The organism is Actinokineospora spheciospongiae (assembly GCF_003182415.1).
GTDB classification, from domain to species: Bacteria; Actinomycetota; Actinomycetes; order Mycobacteriales; family Pseudonocardiaceae; genus Actinokineospora; species Actinokineospora spheciospongiae.
In genome coordinates this window covers 348665-367634 of sequence record NZ_QHCP01000007.1, presented here as the reverse complement: position 1 = coordinate 367634, position 18970 = coordinate 348665, and the positions used below count along the sequence as shown (strand labels likewise).

Here is an 18970-nt window from a genome sequence, read left to right as displayed (position 1 = left end):
CTCGTCGTCGCGCAATGAGATGTCTGGGTCGGCGCGTGGCGTTGTGCAGGCGACCAACATCGACAACGTGTACCTGGGCGCTCCGGAGGCGGAACCGGCGGTTCCGGCGCAGGCGGGGGCGCCGCCCTCGCCGTTCGTCAACCGGGAGATCCCGTTGGCGGAGCTGAGGTCGCGGGCGGAGGCCGTGGACCGGGTGGGGCCGGGGGTGGCCGCCGTGCGGGGGATGCAGGGGGTGGGGAAGACGGCGCTGCTGCTGCAGTTCGCGGCCACGGCGGCGGACCTGTTCACCGACGGTGTGCTGGCGGTGGGGTTCGGGCCGGGGGCCGGGGCGCCGAGCGAGGCCGCGTGGGGGTTGTTGCAGGGGCTCGGTGTTCCCGAGCAGCGGATACCGGCGAAGTTCGAGCACCGGGTGGCGATGTACCGGTCGATGACCGCCGGGCGGCGGCTGCTGGTGCTGATGGACGACGTGACCGACGCCGGGCAGGTGTCGGCGCTGCTGCCGAACTCGTCGGGGAGCATGGTCGTGGTGGCGGGCAACCGCGCGCTGGAGGACCTGCTCGCGGACGGGGCGCTCGACGTCCCGCTGGAGTCGCTGTCGGTGGACGACGGTGTCGAGTTGCTGCGCAGGCTGTGCGGGGCGCAGCGGGTCGACGCGCAGGTGGAGCAGGCGCGTGAGCTGGTCGCCGCGTACGAGGGGCACCCGTCGGCGATCAAGGCCGCGGCGGGCCGGTTGCGGTTGCGGGCGTCGTGGCCGGTGTCGCGGCTGCTGACCGAGTTGCGCCGGGCCGTGCCCGCCAACGGGTCGGTCGAGGCGAAGGTGCTGGAGTCGTTCGACCAGGTGTACGGCGACCTGCCCGGGCCGGTGCGGGAGCTGTACCGCGTCGTCGGCGTGGTCATCGGGGTCCGGATCGGCGTCGAGGCGCTCGCCGAGGTCACCGGGCGGCCCCGGGACGACGTGGCCGCGGACCTGGACGACCTGTTCGCCGTCGGGCTCGTCACCGAGGACCGGGAGGAGACCTACCGCCTGCACCGGCTGGTGCGCCGCCACGCCCTGCAGCGCACCGCCGAGGAGGACGACGACGGCGTGCGCCGCGACTGGCGCGAGCGGGCGGTGCGGTGGTGGCTGGCCGAGGCGGTGGGTGCCGACCTGGCCGCCGACCCCGGGCGCCTGCGCGTCCCCGACCCCGACTCGGTGCGGGGTGAGCGGCCCGGGGGCGTGTCCGCCGCCGAGGCCCTGACCTGGCTCGACCACGAGCACGCGAACCTCCTCGCGGTCCTGGACGCCGCGGCGGCGGAGGGCTGGAACGCCGAGGTGTGCAGGCTCTTCGAGGCGTTGTTCGCCCTCTACAAGACGCGCAAGCCGCTGTCCTCCTGGGTCCGCGCGGGCCGGGTCGCGGTGGACGCGGCCGTGCTGACGGGCAGCCCGGAGACCGAGGCGCGCTGCCGCTGCCTGCTGGCCAAGGCCTTCCAGGAACTCGAACGCTTCGACGAGGCCCACGCCCAGCTCCGCCGCGCCCAGGAACTGGTGGACGACGTCCCCGAACGGTTCGCCGCCTCGGTGTTCGACTTCACCGGCAACCTGTGCCTGCGGCAGGGCGACCCGGAGACCGCGCTGACCTGGTTCCGGCGGGCGCTGGCGATCAACCGCAGGCTCGGCCTGGTGCGGGGGACCGCGTTGCAGAGCGCGCTGGCGGCGCGCGCGCTCGGCAGGCTGGGCCGGGTCGAGGAAGCGCTGGCGCTGTTCGCCGAGGCGCGCGACCTCGTCACCGGTGGCCCGGCCGCGGTGCTGCTGCCGAAGATCCTGGCGGGCACCGGGGCCGTGCTCGCCGCGGCGGGACGCGTCGACGAGGCCCGGCGGGCGCTCCTGGACGCCGTCGGGCAGGCGGTGGAGGAGGGCAACACCGCGGACGCCACCGACGCCCTGATCAGCCTCGCGGACCTGGGCGGCCCCGACGCGGACGCGCACCGCGGGCAGGCCGTGCGACTGCTGGAGCAGATGGGCAGCCCCCGCGCGGCCCGCCTGATCGCCGGGATCGTTCAGCGGGCGTGAAACCGCACCGTCGTCGAGCCCGATCCGACGACGATGGTGAGGCGGTGCAACCGGTCGAGCGCCACACCGCGCGCCAGGCAGCACTGGACGGCGGAACCCACCAGCGAGGCGTCCGCCGGTCCGGCCGCCACCACCGCCCCGCCACCGCGAACGGCGACGAGCAGCCCGCCGTGCCGGAGCGCGGCCACCGCCACCCGCAGGGCGGGCAGCCCGGCGAACGCCGCCGCGGCCCACTCGCCCGCCCGCGCGGTCGAAGCGTGCCGCGCGGTGCTCCACACGACGGCGGCGCGCTCGGCCCAGCCGGGGTCGACCTCGGTGTCGTCCGCGGCGAGGTGCCGGGCGTGCGGCTGGTCCTCGTCGTAGGTCAGCGCGGGGAACCGGGTCAGCTCCACCGTCGCCCGCCCGTCCTCGACCGGCCCGAGCGAGGACCGCACCGAGTAGGCGGTGGGGGTGGGCACGTCGACCTCCGGCACGGGCGCGGGGCGGACCCGGGCGGGCCCGCGCGGCGGCCGCACCCCCAACTCGCCGTAGACCATGGCGCGCACCCGCTCCATCGACCGCCCCCGGAAGGCGAACAGCGCGTCGGCGATGCCCGCCTCCAACGGCGCGGCGGAGTCCAACTGCCCGGCGACCGGCAGGTCCGGGCGCAGCCTGGCCAGCCGCCCGCGCAGCCGGTCGATCGGCGACCCGGGCACCACCTCCGGTCCCCCGTCCTCCGCCAGCACCACCGCAACCCCCGCCCCGGCCGCGTACGAGGTCAACGACCCGTGGTCGGACACGACGACGTCCGCGGCGACCAGCGCCGCCCGCCACCCCTCCTCCGGGGGCACGACCACGAGCCCGGACTCGATCGCGGGCCGCAGCCAGGCGCGGACCTGCAACGGCCCGTGCTTCGCCCACACGTTGGGGTGCAGCACCAGCGCGACCCGGTTCAGGTCGGCCGCCACGGCGCCGACCACCCGGGCGGGCAGCCCCGGTTGCCTGCCGTACAACGAGTGCGGACCCCAGGTCGAGCACAGCACGACCAGCCGCTTGCCGGTCGCCCCCAGGGCCGCCCGGTAGCGGTCGCGCAACCGCCCGCTCAGCCGAATCCGGTCGAAGCACGGGTCGCCCGCGACCACGGCGCGCGGCAGCAGCAGCGGCTCGACCGCGCGGATCACGTCGAGTTGACCGGGGTGGCCGACCACGATCCTGCGGGGCACCGCCCGCCCGTCCCGCACCAGGGTCGAGCGCCGCAACCCCGACACCGCACCCGCTTCGTGGGCGGCGAACCGCTGGTAGCCCACGCCGTGCGGGAACAGCACCAGCGGGGCGGCCAACCGGTGCAGGTCGCCGTTGTCGCTGGCCGCCAGCGCCAGGTCGAACGGGTGCTCAACCGCCTCACCCCAGGGGAGCAGGACGGCCCCGCGCTCCCGCAGCCGGGACCCGAGCCGGTCGGAGAACCACGACCCACCGTCGACGGTGAAGACCAGTTCGACCCGGGGATCACCCTCGAAGACCGGCAGGACGTCCATCAGCCGGTGCAGGGCGGCGGGGGAGCGCACGACCACGAGCACCGTGCGAATCGCCGTGACCGTGGACCACCGGCTCCCGGCTCCCGGCTCCCGGCTCCCGGCTCCCGGCTCCCGGCTCCCGGCTCCCGGCTCCCGGCTCGACATCGAATTCTACCAGCTCAGAGGTGTCTTGATCTTGGGAATTGGACCCGGGGCGCCGTTCCGGATGGGGGGATCGCCCTGGCACCGCGCCAGTCTACGTGCCGGGCCCGCCCCGCCGGATCGCGGATGAGGGCGCCGACGACCAACCCGATCCCCAGCACCGGCACCACGACGTCGGCGGAGCTCGGACCCGCGTGCACGTGGTGCCCGACCACCCCGCCGAGCACCTCGCACGTCGGCAGTCGCAGCCCCCGCCGCACGGCGGCACCCCGGATGGCCTCCGCGCCTGCGGTCAGCCGAGGGGGCAGGACCAGGACAGCGGGTAGCGTGGGCGGTGCCGTCCCCGCCACCCCTCCGGAGCCCGTGATGAGTGACATCCCCTGGGGCCCTCTCCTGATCACCGTCGCCGTGGTCGGCGGGATCATCGTCCTCGGTCTGCTCTTCGCCCTGTGGCGCAAGTACCGGATGATCCGCAGCGCCGAAACCCCGCTCCCCGCGAAGGTCGCGTTCTGGGGGTCGATCGCCTACACCGTCCTCCCGATCGACCTGCTGCCCGACCCGATCCTCTTCGACGACATCGGCGTGCTCCTCGGCGCCCTCACCTACATCACCACCACCGCCCGCAAGGTCCGGCGCGGGAAGGAGAGCCGACCGGGCTGACCACGTTCGACAACCCCGGCACAGGCGCCGAACGGCAGCCACTCCCCTGACCCCCGCCAGATCCCCGGCCCCTCACAACCGACTCACAACGGGGGCCGACTACCAATGGAGCCGCAGGTCGGAGACACCAGAGGGGACGAGGGACCATGCGGAAGGCGATGCTGGGAGTTGTGGCGGTCATCCTGGGGCTGGGGGCGGCGCCCGGGGTGGCGACGGCGGCGGGCGGGTGCGAGGTGGCGATCCTCGACACCGCCATGTACGAGGGGAGCCTGGGCGGGGCCAAGATGGGCTTCGGCGTGACGGCGACGGCGGGCTGCGCCGGGACGGTCAAGTACCGGACGGTGGTGTCCCCGGCCGGGGAGGGGGTGGCGAACACCCCCGAGGACTACACGGCGGTCAGCGGTGTCCTCGCGGTCAACGGTGGGCCGCTGGCGGTGCACGTGCCGGTGGTGCCGGACCAGAAGGTCGAACCCGACGAGGTGGTGCGGGTGGAGCTGTACGAGGCGAGCGGGGTGGTGATCACCCGGGCGCTGGCGGTGGGGAACATCCTCAACGACGAGGGGGTGGTCCTCGGTGTCGACGCCGGGAAGATCTACTGGGGGCCGGAGCACGTCGACATCCCGGTCGACATCAGCGCCGCTCCGCAGGCACCGGTCACCGTGCACTTCCGGACTCGGAACGGGACCGCGATCGACGGGGTGCACTACAGCTCGGTTCGGGGGGTTCTGACGTTGGAGCCCGGGAACACCTCGGCGGTGATCTCCGTGCCCCTGCTGGCCGGGGCTGACCTGGAGCCTGGTGCTTACTTCTACGTCGAGCTGTTCGATCCTTCGGCTGGGGTTGTGGGTACCGCACGGGTTTCGGTGACTGTTCGGCCGTAGGTGGTGCCCGGTGGCGGTGCCCGGTGGTGCCTGAGTGGGTCCGCTTGGCGTGGTTTCAAAGCCCGGTCGTTTGTTGGGCGTGCCCGGGTGGGTGGATCTGCTTGGGCGGGGCCCCTACAGCGATCATGTGCCTGGTGTGACCGAGTGGGGCGAAAAGAGTGCCCCACTGCCCGGGCAGGCTTGCACATGATCGCTTCCCCCACCCAAGCAGATCCACCCACCCGGGCATTCGGTCGCCGGGCCGGCGGTTTGTTGGGTGGTCGGTGGCTGCGCCGCTGACGGCTCGGGGTGGCTGGCCGCTGGCCGGTGGCTGGTGGGGTGGTCGGTGGCTGCGCCGTTGACGGCTCGGGGTGGCTGGCCGCTGGCCGGTGGCTGGTGGGGTGGTCGGTGGCTGCGCCGTTGACGGCTCGGGGTGGCTGGCCGCTGGCCGGTGGCTGGTGGGGTGGTCGGTGGCTGCGCCGTTGACGGCTCGGGGTGGCTGGCCGCTGGCCGGTGGCTGGTGGGGTGGTCGGTGGCTGCGCCGTTGACGGCTCGGGGTGGCTGGCCGCCGGCTGGCGGCTGGCGGGGTGGTCATCGGCTGCGCCGCTGAGGGTTTGGCGTGGTGGGTTGCCGGGCCGGCGGTTGCGGGGGTGGTCGGCAGTTGCGCCCGGTGGGTTCGGGTGGCTGGTCACCGGACCAGCGTTTGGCTGGGTGGTCGGGCGCTGCGCCCGGGTGGGGTTCGGCGGGGCAGGCGGTGGCCTGGGTGGGTGGTCGGCTCCGGGGCGGGCGGCAGTGGGGATGTGGGCCCGTCCGTGGGGACGGGCCCACGTCAGGGGCCCAGCAGGGACTCGGCCTCCGCGGTGGCGTTCGCCTGGGTGTACAGGCGGGCGGCGGTTTCGCGGTGGTGGCGGGCGGTGGTGGGGTCTTCGCGGCGCTGGGCCACCTCCGCGAGGTCGCGGTGCAGGTGGGCTTCCTCGAAGTGGTCGGGGACGCGTTCGCGGATTGCCTGGGCTGCTTCGAGGTGGGTCTGGGCGGCGGTCAGGTCGCCCGCGAGCAGGTGGGCGCGGCCCAGGTGGCCGAGGGCGCAGGACTCGCCGTGGCGGTCGCCGACCTCGCGGCTGATGGTCAGGGCCTCCTCGAAGTGGTGCCGGGCCTGGTCGTGGTTGTCGAGGTCCAGGTGGGCGATGCCGATGTCGAGGAGGGTTTCCCACTCCAGCCAGCGGTCGCCGATGTCGCGGCAGATGGTCAGGGCTCGGTGGAAGTGTTCCAGGGCCTTTTCCTGTTCGCCGGTTTGCAGGTGGGCCTCGCCCAGGGCGTCGAGGGTGCCCGCTTCCAGCCTGCCGTGGCCCAGTTCGCGGAAGCCCGCCAGGGCCTCGTGCAGTGGGGTGAAGGCCGACTCGGCGCGGCCCATCTGGGTGTAGGTGTGGCCCAGGTTGCGTTGGGACAACGCCTTTCCCAGTGCGTGACCGGCGGTGGCGCAGCGCTCGACGGCCAGCAGGTGGGCGGTGACGGCCTCGTCGAAGCGGCGCAGTTCGGCGTAGGTGTTGCCCATGTTGTTGTGGATGTGGCCCTGGCCCACCACGTCGTCGATGGTGTGGGCGACGCGCAGGGCCTGTTCGCTGGTGGTGAGGGCGTCGTGGAGTCTGCGGGTCATGGAGTGGGCCACGCCCAGGGCGCGCAGCATCTCCGCCTCCGCCGCGGGCTCGCCCAGCTCCGCCGCCGCGGCGGCGCCCTGCTTGCACAGCTCGACGCGCTCGTGCCAGTGGCCGGTGGCGTCGTAGAAGCTGGTGAGCAGGTAGGTCAGTTGCCAGGCCGCGGTCAGGTGGCCGCCCGCCCTGGCCTGCTGCACCACCGGCACCAGGTTGCCCCGCTCAGCCTCCAGGAAGGCAAGGGCGCTGTGCTTGTCGGTGAAGGGCAGCTCGGTCGGGACGTGGCGGACGACCGGGGTCACCTGGTCGCGTTCGGGGTCGACCAGGCGGTTCGCCGCGTCGGCCACCGCCAGGTACCAGTCCACCAGGCGGTCGGTGACGTCGCAGCCGGGTTCGCGGACGTCGATGGACTGGCGGGCGAAGTCGCGGATGAGGTCGTGGAAGCGGAAGCGGCCGGTGCCCGCCCTGGTGACCAGGTGCGACGCGGCCAGCTCCGCCACGGCCCGCCTGCCGTCGGCGGGGCTCAGGCCGCCCAGCGCGGCGCCCAGGTGGGTGCTGAACGTGGGGCCCGGGTGCAGGCCGAGCCTGCCGAACACCCGCGCCGTGCCCGCGGGCAGGGGCTCGTAGGCGCTGGCCAGCACGGTGCGCACGGTGCGGGAGTCCCCGTCGACCACCAGGCCGTCGAGCCGGTGCGGGCCGGTCAGCTCGGCGGCGAACTCGGCGATGGGCCGCGCCGGGTCGCCGAGAAGCCGGGCCGCGGCGATGCGCAGGGCCAGCGGCATGCCGCCGCAGAGGCGGGCCAGCCGGGCCGCTGAGCCGGACTCCCGCTCCACCCGGTGTCCGCCGACCACGTTGCCCAGCAGGGACACCGCCTCGTCGTCGCGCAGGGCGTCGACCACGACGACGCGGGTGGCGTGCCGGGCGGCCAGCGCGGCCATGCCCAGGCGGCTGGTGACCACCAGCAGGTTCCCGTCGCCGCCCGGCACCAGCCGCAGCACGTCCTCGACGCTGCCCGCGTTGTCCAGCACGACCAGGCACCGCCTGCCGTGCAGCAGCGAGCGGTACAGCGCGGCCCGCTCGTCGGGTTCGGCGGGGATGCGGTCGTCGGGCACGTCGAGCACCCGCAGCAGGTGGGCCAGCGCGCCGTGGGCGGGCACGGCCCGCCGCGGGTCCTGGCCGCGCAGGTCCACGAACAACTGCCCGTCGGGGAAGCGGTCGACCACCCGGTGGCCCCACTGCACCGCCAGCGACGTCTTGCCCATGCCCGCCGGACCGGTGATCACCACGATCGGCGGTTCGTCGGCGGTGGCCAGCACCTCGTCCAGGGCGGTCAGTTCCCCGTCCCGGCCGGTGAAGTGCCCGACCCGCGCCGGGAGCTGCCGGGGCGGGACGGGCGCGGCGGCGGCGGCCGGGGGCGGCGGGTCGAGCACGGGCTCGCGCCGCAGGATCGCGGTGTGCAGGGCGGCCACCTCCGGGCCGGGGTCGACCCCGAACTCCTCGGCCAGCGTGTGCCGCAGCCGCCCGTACACCTCGAGCGCGTCGGTGTGGCGGTTGCAGCGGTACAGGGCCAGCATCTGCAAGCCGACCAGGCGCTCGCGGGTGGGGTCCTGGGCCACCAACCGGGGCAGTTCCAGGGCGGCGGCCTCGTGCCCGCCGCAGCGGATCTCCGCCTCCCACAGGTCCTCGACCGCCGAGCGGCGCAGCTCCCGCAGCCGCTCGACCTCGTGCTCACCCCACCCGACCAGGGCCGCGCCCGCGAACGGCTCGCCCCGCCACAGCTCCAGCGTCGCGCGCAGCCCCTGGGCGGCGCGCTCGGGGGCTCCCCCCGCCAGGTCGCGGCGCGCGGTGGCGACCAGCTCGGCGAAGCGGTGGGCGTCGACGCACCCGGCGGGCAGGTCCAGCAGGTAGCCGGACTCGCGGGTGCCGAGCACCGGCGGGACGCCGCAGGCGGCCAGCGCCTGCCTGATCCGCGCGACGTGGCTGTGCAGCGTGCGCAGGGCGGTGCGCGGCGGGTCCTCGCCCCAGAGCACCTCCACCAGGCGGTGGAAGGGCAGCACCTCGCCCGCGTGCAGCGCCAGCACCCCCAGCACGGCCCGCTGGCGGGTGCCCGACAGCTCGGCCTCCCCGTTCGGGCCGTGCGCGGACACCGGCCCCAGCACCCGGACCTCGCACAGCCCGCCCTGCTCGGTGCCGGTCACCGCGTTCCCCGCGAACGGGCCACAACAGCAGCACAACAGGCCGACAACGTCGCCTCCGTAGACCTATGAGTGCACGGCGGGCGGCGCTCGCCGGACGACCAGGAAAGGTTTCCCGATGAAAACACACCTCCGTTCTCGTTCGTACCCCGCGTGGCGCTACGCCCTGCCCGCGGTGGCGGTGGCCGCGGCGATGACCGCGACCCTGGTGTCGCCGGGCGCCGTCCAGGCGGTCGCCGACACGGCCGTGACCTCAGAGGACGCCGACCACCCGACCGCCGAGGGGCCGGGTGACCTGCGGGACCCCCAGGCCCTGGTCATCGCCCAGGAGGCCGACCAGGCGTTCCGCCTGTCGCTGACCACCGCCGCGGCCAACCCGGACCAGGTGTTCCCGGCGGGCTCGATCGAGGCCATCCTCCAGGCGGGGGTGCGCTCGCTGCCCGCCGAGCGCCAGGAGCGGACCCGCCGCGGCGCCCAGTCCCTGCTGGCCGCCGACGTCGACACCCGGGTCGCCGAGTTCGGCCGCTACGGCCGCCTCGACCCCGCGGCGTACGCCCGGCTGGGCTTCGAGGGCGCCTTCCGCGACCTGCCGGTCGACTGGGCTGCCCTGCGCCGCAGCCTCCAGGCCGAGGCGGACCGGGTGGAGGCCGATTCGGCCACCACCACCCGGCACGCGCTGGACGTCGCCGCGGCCGAGGGCGTCGACCCGACGGCGGCGAATTCGACGCTCAAGGGCCTGAGCCTGCAGATCAGCTCCATCAAGGCGGTCAACTCCAACGAGTACTTCGGCGACGAGATCCGGCTCGGCGGCAGCACCGTGGACCACAAGGGCGTGACCAAGAAGATCGCCCCGTTCACCGTGATGAACGACTTCGACTCGGGTGAGATCAAGGTCTACCAGCCCTCGCTGACGTTCTCCTACGCCAACCTCATCGGCCACGAGGTGTCCGCGCCCGCCACCGTCTGCGACGTGCTGCTCATGGCCGACGCCGACTACGGCGGCTTCGCCGACGCCGTCAACGCCGCCTGGGAGAAGGTCCAGGCCCAGGTCCTCGGCGCGATCGAGGACTTCATCGGCACCGCGCTGAGCGTGTACCTGACCAAGGTGCTCGCGGGCCTCCTCGGCAAGGTCATCTCCTGGCTCGTCGGCAAGCTCCTCGGCTGGCTCATCAAGCTCTTCATGGACGACGTGTTCACCCCGGCCAAGGCGTGCATGACGATCCCGCACCGCTACGCCCACATGTACGACAACAACAAGCTGGCGGGCTGGGACAACCTCCGCACCTCGACCAAGTCCATCTGGTTCACCGCGTCGAGCACCTCCTACCGGATGAACGTCCACTGGAAGGTGCACGTCTGATCCGACCTGCCGGACCAAGGCCGTGAGCGGGGAACCCCCCGCCCACGGCCTTTCCGCGCGTAACAGCGGACGTTTCGAAGCACTCGTCGACCGGAAATTCTGAGGAAACGCGGGAATCGGCGGTGGAGGCCAACATGGCATTGTCGAGGTGTGGAACTTCCGACTCCGTCGTATTCGTCGAGGTCAAGGTTTGTCAGTCTCGCGATGCGCTGATTTCATGCATTCGGGAGTTCCAGAAAAAACTGTACCTCTGAGCGATGTCGGCGTATCCATCGATCTCCGGATCAGCATAGATCGCCTCGGTGTAGTCCGGACCGGTCTTGGTGGCGCCCCACTTGCATTTGAATCGGGCCAGTGAGTCACTTCCCGCATACCCGAGATGCAGGGTCGTGACATCGCGAGCTTTGCACAGCGAGATGATTTCGTGCATGAGGATGTCCTCAATCCTCGATCCGGGATATTTTTCGGAAAACGTTGCCACCAATACCGCATCACGGGGCGTAGGAAAAGACAAGACCCCGAAACCCCTGAAGTGCGAGTCATCCGAAACTTCGACGAGAAGTACGTGCGGGTTTCGGATATATGCGGGCAAAGATGTCATTGCCGCAACTGACGGAAGAGCAATGGGTCTTGTCTTCACCCACTCTTCGATCAGTCGGAAGTGGTTCGACGTCAGGAATTCCCGCTGCACCAAGTGTGCCCTCAATTTTTTGTTCAAGGCTGCTCTGGTCGATTTCCTCGCTTCGGGAAGAAGAAACATGTCATGATTTTTGACTTGTATCGTGTACTCGCCCGGGTATGTGTCGCTCGGCCCTGCCAAGAGGTGCAGGGTGTTACCCTCGACCGTCAGGGAAGGCAAGGATTCGAAAACCCCCCAGACGTGGAGGAGGGCAGCGCGGTCATCCTGCTGCATCTGCGCAACCCCGCGACAAATCTGTTCACCTGATATCGGCGTGCCGGGTTGTCCGGCCTTGAATGCCGCAAAATTCACGACTCGGCCGTCAAAATACGCCAGACAGTCGTCGATCAAAAACGGCTCGCCGAGGTAGCCACTCCCGAAGGTCCAATCGTGCTCGTACACGGAAAAATTGCTTCGAACTGCTTCGCGATCCAGATCTGTCAGCATGTCGTCATTCCCTGGGGCTGGTTCCTGGGGTAAAATCCATGAATTGAACGGCTTTCATCTCGGCGGTTTAGCAGGCGGGTTGGAGAATTTAGCGCCCTCAATGTCAGCCTTTTCCAATTCGCGGTCGTCGAACTTCGAACTCGTAAATCTTGCTCTGCGCATGGTGGCAGCTGTCGTGACCATACCGATCAAATTGGCCCTCTCGAAGTCTGCGCATTCGAAGTCGGCGCCAGTCGCGTTGACTCCCCGCAAATCAGCGTACCGGAGGTTCACATGATTCAATTTTGCGCCGGTTAGGTTTGCGTCGACCAGGTTCGCACCGCTCAAATCCGCTCGCTCCAGCCTGGTGTAAGACAGGTCGGCATTGCACAAGTTCGACTCTGGCAGCTTCAGCATTCTGAGATCCAGGTCGGAGAGATCAAGCGGGTCCTCGTCGGGGTGCTGGTTTCTCCTTCCCAAAACCGTCAGCGCGGCCTGAACATCTGCCCGTTCGCGAGGTTCCGGATCATTCGGGGCCGACGGCGCTGCGTCCAGCGCGCCATCCTCGTGGTGCATTGCGGATCGCCGCCGAACGAACGCCGTCAAAACGTTCATCACGGCAATTCGGTCCGGTGGATGCTGACGCGCTACCTGCTCCAGAGCAAAGATTCCCCCGATACGCTCGTCGAGGGCCTTGGCGCCGAGCAATGCGATTGACTTCATGTACCGTTCGGAATATTGCGCCCGACGGGAGAGCAGGTATGTCCGTAATGTCGCCAATAAGCCCAGTAACGTGATCAAACCTGCCGCACTGCCGAGCAAGGTTTGCCTGACGGAATTGATGGCCGAGGCACGCTGCGCCGGGTCGGCGATGCTCCTGACGGTATCACCTCCAACCGATTGGGATACCGGTTCCAATAACAGTCCGATCGCTGCAATCCCCAGTAGCGCAGCGAAGAGAAAACCGAACACGGGTCCTTGGAATCGTGAAAGAACTCGATGACACATCCGGAGTGCGGCTCGAAGGGCCGATTTTTTCTTCTTGCGACTCATATGGTTTCGTCCTTGTCCGCCCAGAACCCGCGTTATTGAAAAACTCCTCACGGGTACCACAAGATTGACGATGTGACTAGCCCTTTCGGGGGTTGGCTCACGCGAGCGCTTGCGCTGAAGAGTTCACAACGCTACTGTAACCCTGATCACCCGTACAGAGTACTGGAAATCGTAGCACACGGCCTATTGATGCGAGGTGTTCATGAAGCTCACCAAGCTTTATAAAGACCCGAGTTCCGGTGGTCAAGGTTGCCCTACGGTATATGTTGCCGAAAGTGGCGAATTTGTTGTCCAGGGTTACCTCGTCGATGGTGACACGATGGGGGAACTGGAAAACGTCCTGCCGGGCGAGTCTGCTGTTCGAATTTCTTCCGAAGTCATACTCGGTGCGATCGAGCGCTACAACACTCAAAAATAGGTGGCTTGAACTCTGATGAAACGCTTTTTGTCGCTTGAAGACCCCGACTTCGGCAAACTGTTCACTGAATTCTCGTACACAGCATTCAGGTTGGAAGCTCAACAAGTTTACGATGTCTCATACGAGCAGGACAGTTACCGCCGATTTTTGAACGGGGAGCCTCGAGGTGACTCACCAAGCATAGCCTCTTGGGTCAAACAGGTGACAGAAGACGTGGCCGACGGTAAGAGGTTCCAACGAGTGCATGTCGTCGTGGAACCTCTTACCGACTACCTGCGTTTTGAGTGCGCATGGTCATATCGAGACACCGTGGCCGCTGGCGAAGATGTACGAGTGATACCGCTGACGCCAGGTGCATGGCCAGAGGAAATCCCGACGACTGACTACTGGCTTTTCGACTCCTCTCGACTTTTGCGCATGGAGTACGATGATGCCGGTTATTTCCAGTATGCCGAACTGGTCGACGACCCCGATGAGATCGTGCAGGCCAATCTGTGGCGAGATCGGACTCTGAAGGCAAGCGTACCGTTTGCGGAGTTCGAAAAAAAGTTTGACAAATTCATGAACGCGTTGAAGTGAGTAGTCGTTCGCTGAACCCTTCCGACACTACAATTTCGAGTGAAAATCATGCCTGATCTTCCGGTGCCGCGTCAACTGCCGCGAGATGTGACAATGTTTGTCAATCGGAATTCCGAGATGGGCGTGCTCGATCAGTTGTGGGGTGATGTTGGGCAGCTGGATTCGAATGGTTTCGGCTTCGTCACCATTGCCGGTTCACCGGGAGTGGGCAAAACTGCGTTGGCAGTGCACTGGGCGCACAGGGTCCGACATCAGTTCCCAGACGGAGAGTTGTACGTGGACTTCGGTGGAAAACAGTTGTCGAAGACGACGCTGGATGAAGCGCTGGATGGCTGCTTGAGGGCATTGAGCGTTCTGCCTGACCAAATCCCGCCGACGGTAGACGCGCGGTCGGCTCTGTTGAGGTCGGTCCTCACGGGCAAACGTGTGCTCATAATTCTCGACAATGTATCCTCTGCCGCTGACACGCGACTTTTTCTTCCGGGTTCATCTGGATGCTTGGTCGTCGCGACCAGCAGGCGGTCGTTAGCGGGTTTGGTGGCGCGTGACGGAGCGAAGCGGATCACTCTTGACACGCTGTCGGTTGAAGAGTCGGTCGAGTTGCTCAACAAAGTGGTCGGTGAGAACATCTTTTCAGTTGACAGCGAGGTCACCCGGCAGCTTGTCGGCCTCAGTTGTCAGATCCCTTTGACGCTGAGAATAATCGCGGAGCGGATTGCCAGGCAACCTGATCGTCAACTTGTGGAATTTGTGCAGGAAATCACAAACGAGCGAGCGCGGTTGGACAGGTTCTCGTCTGTCGATGATGAAGACATAGATGTGCGCGCCGTTTTTTCGTCTTCGTACCGAGAATTGACCGCCGAGTCGGCCCGCACCTTTCGTTTGCTGGCACTGCATCCTGGCCTGATCTTATCCGCATCGGCCGCCGGTGCTCTACTGAACATCGATCTGAGGTCCGCCAGGAATCGTTTGGAGAACTTGGCTTCAGTGCATCTGATCCAATCTCAAGGGTATGACAGGTACGGCTTTCACGACCTCCTGCGAGAGTATGCGGCTGAACGCGTACGTGATGACGAGCCTGTCGAAGAGCGTCTCGCTGCCCATAGGCGAATGTTCCAGTGGTACTTCCGATCCTTGCAGGCCGCGTGCAGAACAATACTTCCGAATTTCCATGAACTACCTCTCGAAGTGGCCGATTCCTCCTTCGAGTTCTGCGAGTTCGGCGACTCCGCATCCGCGTGGGCTTGGTTCGAAGAGGAACGAGTCAACCTCGTATCCGCGATCCGTGAATCGACCCGTCTCAATGAGTTGGAGATCGCCTGGCACATATCGGCGATGATCTACCCATTGCTTGAACTCCATCAGCACTGGAAGCAATGGCTGGAAGTCAGCAAGGCTGGTGTGATCGCCGCTCAACACGCTGGAAACGCGTATGGCGAAGGATGCAATCACCTCGGCCTGGGTGATGCGCAATGGCTGTTGCAGGAACGCCAAGCGGCGTTGAATTCGTATCGTGAGGCGTTGCGGTTAGGTCGAAAATGCAGAGATGGGTGGCTGGAGGGGTTCAGTCTCAGGCAAATAGGCGTCGTACTGCTCGAACTGGGTCGCGATTCCGAGGCAATCGCGAGTCTGAACGAAGCACGTCGTGTGTTCCAGCGCATCGACGAGCGGCGTGGTGACGGCATGGTTCTGCTCAGTCTGGCCGCCGCTGACCGATCTGCAGGCAAGTTCGCTGCGTCCCTGTCTCGGTCGGAAGATGCTCTGCGTGTTCTGTCGCAGACGGACGACCAGTGGAGCATCGCCTGGGCCAGGTGTGCCGTTGGGCAAGCACTGCTGGACCTCGACGACGCGCCGCGTGCCGCCGAACAGTATTTTCGTGCTTACACCTCCTTCAAAGAGATCGACAACAAAAGAAACGAAGGTCGTGCACTGCTCGGGATGGGCATCGCAGCCAAGCGGATGGGCAGGGAACAGGAGTCGTTGGAGTTCCTGTCGAAAGTAGACGAAATTGTCAAAGATTTGAAAGACCCAAGTCTGGTGGCGGAAATCCAAGAAATGATGGAACAGTTGGACCGTTGATGTCGGGGTCTGTTCGGCAGTCACCATCACACCCTCGCCCCGCCACAGGCGCTGGAGGACGGGGCGCTCGTCGTCGGCGCCGGCGCCCCGTGCCCTCCTGCGCTAGAACGAGTTGCCGAACGCGCTGGACAGGTACTCCTTCGCGTCGCGCAGGGCCCCGTCGATGATGCGCGCCGCCTCCCGCGCCTGCTCGGGTTCGTGCGCGGCCTGCACCTGCAACCGGAAGCGCGAGGCGCCGGTCGGGGTGACCGGGAACTCGACCATGAACGCCAGCACCCCGCGGTCGAACAGCAGGCGGTTGACCGTCCTGGCCAGCTTCTCGTTGCCGATCAGGACCGGCACGATCGGGCTCGGGGACCCCATGCAGGTCAGCCCGCGGGTGGTCAGTTCGTCGCGCAGGGCGTGGATGGCGGAGAACAGCCGCCCGCGCAGGGCGTCGCCCTCGTCGGTGCGGATGATCTCGGCCGCCTTGAGCACCACCGCGGTCTGCACGGGGGACAGGGCGTTGGAGAAGAAGTGGGGGCCCGCGAACATCTTGATGTACTGCTTCACCGCGGGGGACCTGGCCGCGACGAAGCCGCCGTTGGAGGCGAAGGTCTTGGAGAACGCGCCCATGACCAGGTCGACCTCGCCCACCATGTCCTGGATGCCCAGGACGCCGGTGCCGCCGGGGCCCATCGAACCCAGGTCGTGCGCCACGTCGACGAGCAGGGTCGCGTCGTGGGCGCGGCAGACCTCCTGCAGGGCGGCGACGTCGGGCCAGTCGGCGTCCACCGAGAACAGGCCGTCGGTGATTACCATGATGCCGTTGCGGGAGTCGGTGGCGCGGATGCGGGCCAGGTGGGTGCGCACGGCTTCGACGTCGAGGTGGGTGTAGCGGGTGATGTTCCTGGTGGCCGCCCGCGCCCCCGATTGCAGGCACGAGTGGGCGAGGCGGTCGATGAGGATGTGGTCCTCCTGGCGGACCAGGCCGGTGACGGTGCCGAAGCCCGCCGACCACCCGTTGGAGAACAGCGTCACGTGCTCCAGGCCGACCAGCGCGCCGAGGGCCGCCTCCAGCTCGTCGGAGATGCGGGTGTTGCCCAGCACCATCGGCGATCCGGCGCTGTGCGGGCCGAAGTCGCGCATCGCCCGGACCGCCGCCTCCCGGATCTCCGGGTGGGCGTTGAACGACAGGTAGTCCTGCGAGTTGAAGTTGATGCCCCGGGCGGGTTTGCTCAGGTCGTTGGTGATGGTGGCGACCCCGCCGGGCGCCGCCTCCAGGACTCGGGAGTACTGCCAGGTCTCGGTGCGCCTGCGCGCTTCCACCCAGCCGTGGAACTCCTCGGTGCGGCCGAGCAGGTTGGCTCCGACGGGTCGGAAGAAGTCGTAGGCGTTCTTGTCGAGCGCGTAGTCCTCGTCGGGGTCGATCGCGGGCGCGGCGGCCGTCGCCGGTTCCCACATCGGTTCCAGGTCGGCGCGGATCGCCGGGTAGTCCTCGTCGAAGAACCGGGCCGCCTCTTCCGCCGGGAGGGTGTCCAACCCGTCCAGATCCTCCCACGGGATGTGCGAGGCCCAGTTGCGCATCATGTCCGACACCTCGCGTGCCGCCGCGGCGACGGCCTTGGCCGCGGCGAGCGGGTCGGTGGCGGCGGTGTCGGCCGCGGCGGTGTCGGCCGCGGCGATGATGGCGGCGACGACCTCGCCGTCCTCGCGCTCGTGTGCGACGGTGCCGGTCACCGGGCCACCTCCGTGCGCTGGAACGGGTTGCGGTGGTGGTCGCGGTAGGTGGCCTCGAAGTCGGCGAACACGCCGTGGTCGCGCGAGGACTCCTTGGCCGTGTCGTTGAGCAGGAACACGTTGGACGGGTCGAAGAACTCCGAGACCGGCGCCACGTCGACGTGGGTGGCGATGAAGCGGTCGGTCTCGGCCTGGTTGCCGCGCAGGGTCGAGAAGAGCTGCAACTCGTCGTGCCGCAGCGGTTTCATCTCCGCGAGCGTGCACACGTAGTCGTAGTAGGCGGCGGCGGTCTGGCTGCGCCGCTTGGCGGCGTACCCGGCCATGGCGGTGTCCCGGTCGGACTCCCCGCCGAGCCACCGGCCGATCGCCGCCGCGGCCAATTCCGCGTCGCGCAGGGCGTGGGTGATCCCCAGCGCGGTGCACTGGTCCTTGAACGACTCGGCGTCACCGACGAGCACCCAGCCGGGCCCGTGCAACTGCCGCAGGTAAGCGGCCTGGTCGAGCGTCCCGTAGAAGCGCTCCTCCCGCGTGGCCGCCGCGACGGTGCCCGCCGCCTCCTCGCTGATCAGCCCGAGAGCGCGGTGGAAGTTGCCCTCGACGTCGGCCCGGAACCCCGCGGCCCACTCGCTCGGCCCCCACGCCAGCACCATGGTCCGCCCGTGGTTCGTCGAGGCCATCGCCATCCCCAACCTGCCCCGGCGGTGGATCTGCGCGGGGGCGTCGGGGATGCCGCTGAAGTAGCTCCAGTAGGCGAAGGTGCACCGGGGCCGCTCGTCGAACTTGTCGATGCCCAGGGCGCGCGCGACGAACGAGTTCCGCCCGTCGGCCCCGACCACCACCCGCGCGTGCTCGACCGTGCCGTCCCGCCCCTCGATGCCGACAACGGTGCCGTCGTCGTCGCGCAGCAGCTCCTTGACGGTGTACCCCTCGCGGAACTCCACCCCCGCCTCGACCGCGTTGTCGATCAGGATCTTGTCCAGCACGTGCCTGCGGACCGAGAAGTACTCCGTGGTGATCCCGTGGTCATCACCGTGCAGCAACCGGAACTGGTTGCGCAGGAGCTCCTCGGGAACGCTGCCGCGCAGGGCGATCCCGTCGTTGACGATGGTCACCTCGGTGTGCGCGGGTGTCACGGCTCGGACCTGGTCCAGCACACCGAGCCGGTTCAGGTGGGAAGCACCGTGCGGCCAGATGAAGTGCGTGGACAACACGTCACTGGGAAACCGCGACCGGTCCACCACCAACACCCGTCGCCCCTGCCGGGCCAGGTGCGTCCCGACAGCGGCGCCCGCGCACCGACCACCAATCACAACAGCGTCATACATGCGGCCATCCCAACAGCAACCCCCAACCGTGTACAGGGCCGAACGGCCGAGCGCACCCCCTGTGTCCACAACCGGCGGTCCACGGGTTGGGGTCCACCCTGGACGCCACTGCCCAGGAAGGACCGGGCCGCGGTCGGGTCCGCCGAGTGGGAAGAAGCTGTTGTGCGCGCTTCTCCTTCCCGGGGACATCTTTCATTCGATTGTCAGCGGTTCGCACACCGCGCGCCCGGGTGGAGTTCGGGGTTCCGCTCCGATGAAAACCC

The 18970-nt window shown here is 68.5% G+C and carries 13 protein-coding genes; 7 read left to right on the top strand and 6 right to left on the bottom strand.

The genetic code is table 11. The features are described 5' to 3' along the window. Nucleotides 1-43: 43 nt before the first annotated feature. Entirely contained in the window at nt 44-2050 is a 2007-nt protein-coding gene (locus DFQ13_RS20860; RefSeq protein ID WP_181400082.1) for a tetratricopeptide repeat protein, read from the top strand. Here DFQ13_RS20860 and DFQ13_RS20855 read toward each other — a convergent pair. Continuing rightward, the gene (locus tag DFQ13_RS20855; RefSeq protein ID WP_110081006.1) at nt 2038-3606 is read right to left on the bottom strand and encodes a hypothetical protein; all 1569 of its coding nucleotides are present in this window, start codon (nt 3604-3606) and stop codon (nt 2038-2040) included. The genes DFQ13_RS20860 and DFQ13_RS20855 overlap by 13 nt on opposite strands. A 465-nt stretch (nt 3607-4071) precedes the next feature. On the opposite strand from DFQ13_RS20855, the gene DFQ13_RS20845 reads away from it, so the two are divergent. Both DFQ13_RS20845 and DFQ13_RS20840 read left to right on the top strand, forming a co-directional pair. Beyond that, nucleotides 4072-4365 carry a YkvA family protein gene (locus DFQ13_RS20845; protein WP_035278080.1) on the top strand — a complete coding sequence of 98 codons (294 nt, stop codon included), beginning with the start codon at nt 4072-4074 and terminating at the stop codon, nt 4363-4365. Nucleotides 4366-4511: 146 nt separating this feature from the next. Beyond that, nucleotides 4512-5246: a Calx-beta domain-containing protein gene (locus DFQ13_RS20840; protein WP_084175224.1), complete on the top strand. Its 735-nt coding sequence runs from the start codon at nt 4512-4514 to the stop codon at nt 5244-5246. A gap of 808 nt (nt 5247-6054) precedes the next feature. Here the strand turns inward: DFQ13_RS20840 and DFQ13_RS20835 are convergent. Then, nucleotides 6055-9072, bottom strand: coding sequence for an AfsR/SARP family transcriptional regulator (locus tag DFQ13_RS20835; protein WP_233438503.1), 3018 nt, complete (start codon nt 9070-9072; stop codon nt 6055-6057). Between the two features lie 115 nt (nt 9073-9187). Between DFQ13_RS20835 and DFQ13_RS20830 the strand changes: the two genes are divergently transcribed. Beyond that, entirely contained in the window at nt 9188-10429 is a 1242-nt protein-coding gene (locus DFQ13_RS20830; RefSeq protein ID WP_146241310.1) for a hypothetical protein, read from the top strand. 193 nt (nt 10430-10622) lie between these two features. Here DFQ13_RS20830 and DFQ13_RS33215 read toward each other — a convergent pair whose 3' ends face one another. Together DFQ13_RS33215 and DFQ13_RS20825 are read right to left on the bottom strand one after the other, a co-directional pair. After that, nucleotides 10623-11555: a hypothetical protein gene (locus DFQ13_RS33215; protein WP_146241309.1), complete on the bottom strand. Its 933-nt coding sequence runs from the start codon at nt 11553-11555 to the stop codon at nt 10623-10625. 54 nt (nt 11556-11609) lie between these two features. Then, on the bottom strand, nt 11610-12587 hold the full coding sequence (locus DFQ13_RS20825; RefSeq protein WP_110081003.1) for a pentapeptide repeat-containing protein: 978 nt from the start codon (nt 12585-12587) through the stop codon (nt 11610-11612). Nucleotides 12588-12789: 202 nt separating this feature from the next. Here DFQ13_RS20825 and DFQ13_RS20820 point away from each other — a divergent pair, with 202 nt between their 5' ends. From DFQ13_RS20820 to DFQ13_RS20810, 3 genes are read left to right on the top strand one after another with little or no spacing between them, the layout of a single operon-like run. Further along, nucleotides 12790-13005: a hypothetical protein gene (locus DFQ13_RS20820; protein ID WP_110081038.1), complete on the top strand. Its 216-nt coding sequence runs from the start codon at nt 12790-12792 to the stop codon at nt 13003-13005. A 15-nt stretch (nt 13006-13020) separates the two neighbouring features. Next, nucleotides 13021-13584 (top strand): DUF6879 family protein, encoded by a 564-nt coding sequence (locus DFQ13_RS20815; protein ID WP_325050947.1) that lies wholly within the window; start codon nt 13021-13023, stop codon nt 13582-13584. A gap of 48 nt (nt 13585-13632) precedes the next feature. Next, a complete protein-coding gene (locus DFQ13_RS20810; RefSeq protein ID WP_110081001.1) occupies nt 13633-15663 on the top strand; it encodes an ATP-binding protein in 2031 nt (676 codons plus the stop codon). A 102-nt stretch (nt 15664-15765) separates the two neighbouring features. Here the strand turns inward: DFQ13_RS20810 and DFQ13_RS20805 are convergent, their stop codons facing one another. Both DFQ13_RS20805 and DFQ13_RS20800 read right to left on the bottom strand, forming a co-directional pair. Continuing rightward, a complete protein-coding gene (locus DFQ13_RS20805) occupies nt 15766-17382 on the bottom strand; it encodes an aminotransferase class I/II-fold pyridoxal phosphate-dependent enzyme (protein WP_110081000.1) in 1617 nt (538 codons plus the stop codon). Further along, nucleotides 17379-18707, bottom strand: coding sequence for an NAD(P)/FAD-dependent oxidoreductase (locus tag DFQ13_RS20800; protein WP_110080999.1), 1329 nt, complete (start codon nt 18705-18707; stop codon nt 17379-17381). Before DFQ13_RS20800 ends, DFQ13_RS20805 begins: the two co-directional genes overlap by 4 nt. Between the last annotated feature and the right edge of the window lie 263 nt (nt 18708-18970).

What these genes read in the sequence shown, in the direction of transcription:
- DFQ13_RS20845 (WP_035278080.1), top strand. Translation starts at nt 4,072, where the DNA reads ATGAGTGACATCCCCTGGGGCCCTCTCCTGATCACCGTCGCCGTGGTC.
- DFQ13_RS20840 (WP_084175224.1), top strand. Translation starts at nt 4,512, where the DNA reads ATGCGGAAGGCGATGCTGGGAGTTGTGGCGGTCATCCTGGGGCTGGGG.
- DFQ13_RS20830 (WP_146241310.1), top strand. Translation starts at nt 9,188, where the DNA reads ATGAAAACACACCTCCGTTCTCGTTCGTACCCCGCGTGGCGCTACGCC.
- DFQ13_RS33215 (WP_146241309.1), bottom strand. Translation starts at nt 11,555, where the DNA reads ATGCTGACAGATCTGGATCGCGAAGCAGTTCGAAGCAATTTTTCCGTG.
- DFQ13_RS20825 (WP_110081003.1), bottom strand. Translation starts at nt 12,587, where the DNA reads ATGAGTCGCAAGAAGAAAAAATCGGCCCTTCGAGCCGCACTCCGGATG.
- DFQ13_RS20820 (WP_110081038.1), top strand. Translation starts at nt 12,790, where the DNA reads ATGAAGCTCACCAAGCTTTATAAAGACCCGAGTTCCGGTGGTCAAGGT.
- DFQ13_RS20815 (WP_325050947.1), top strand. Translation starts at nt 13,021, where the DNA reads ATGAAACGCTTTTTGTCGCTTGAAGACCCCGACTTCGGCAAACTGTTC.
- DFQ13_RS20810 (WP_110081001.1), top strand. Translation starts at nt 13,633, where the DNA reads ATGCCTGATCTTCCGGTGCCGCGTCAACTGCCGCGAGATGTGACAATG.
- DFQ13_RS20800 (WP_110080999.1), bottom strand. Translation starts at nt 18,707, where the DNA reads ATGTATGACGCTGTTGTGATTGGTGGTCGGTGCGCGGGCGCCGCTGTC.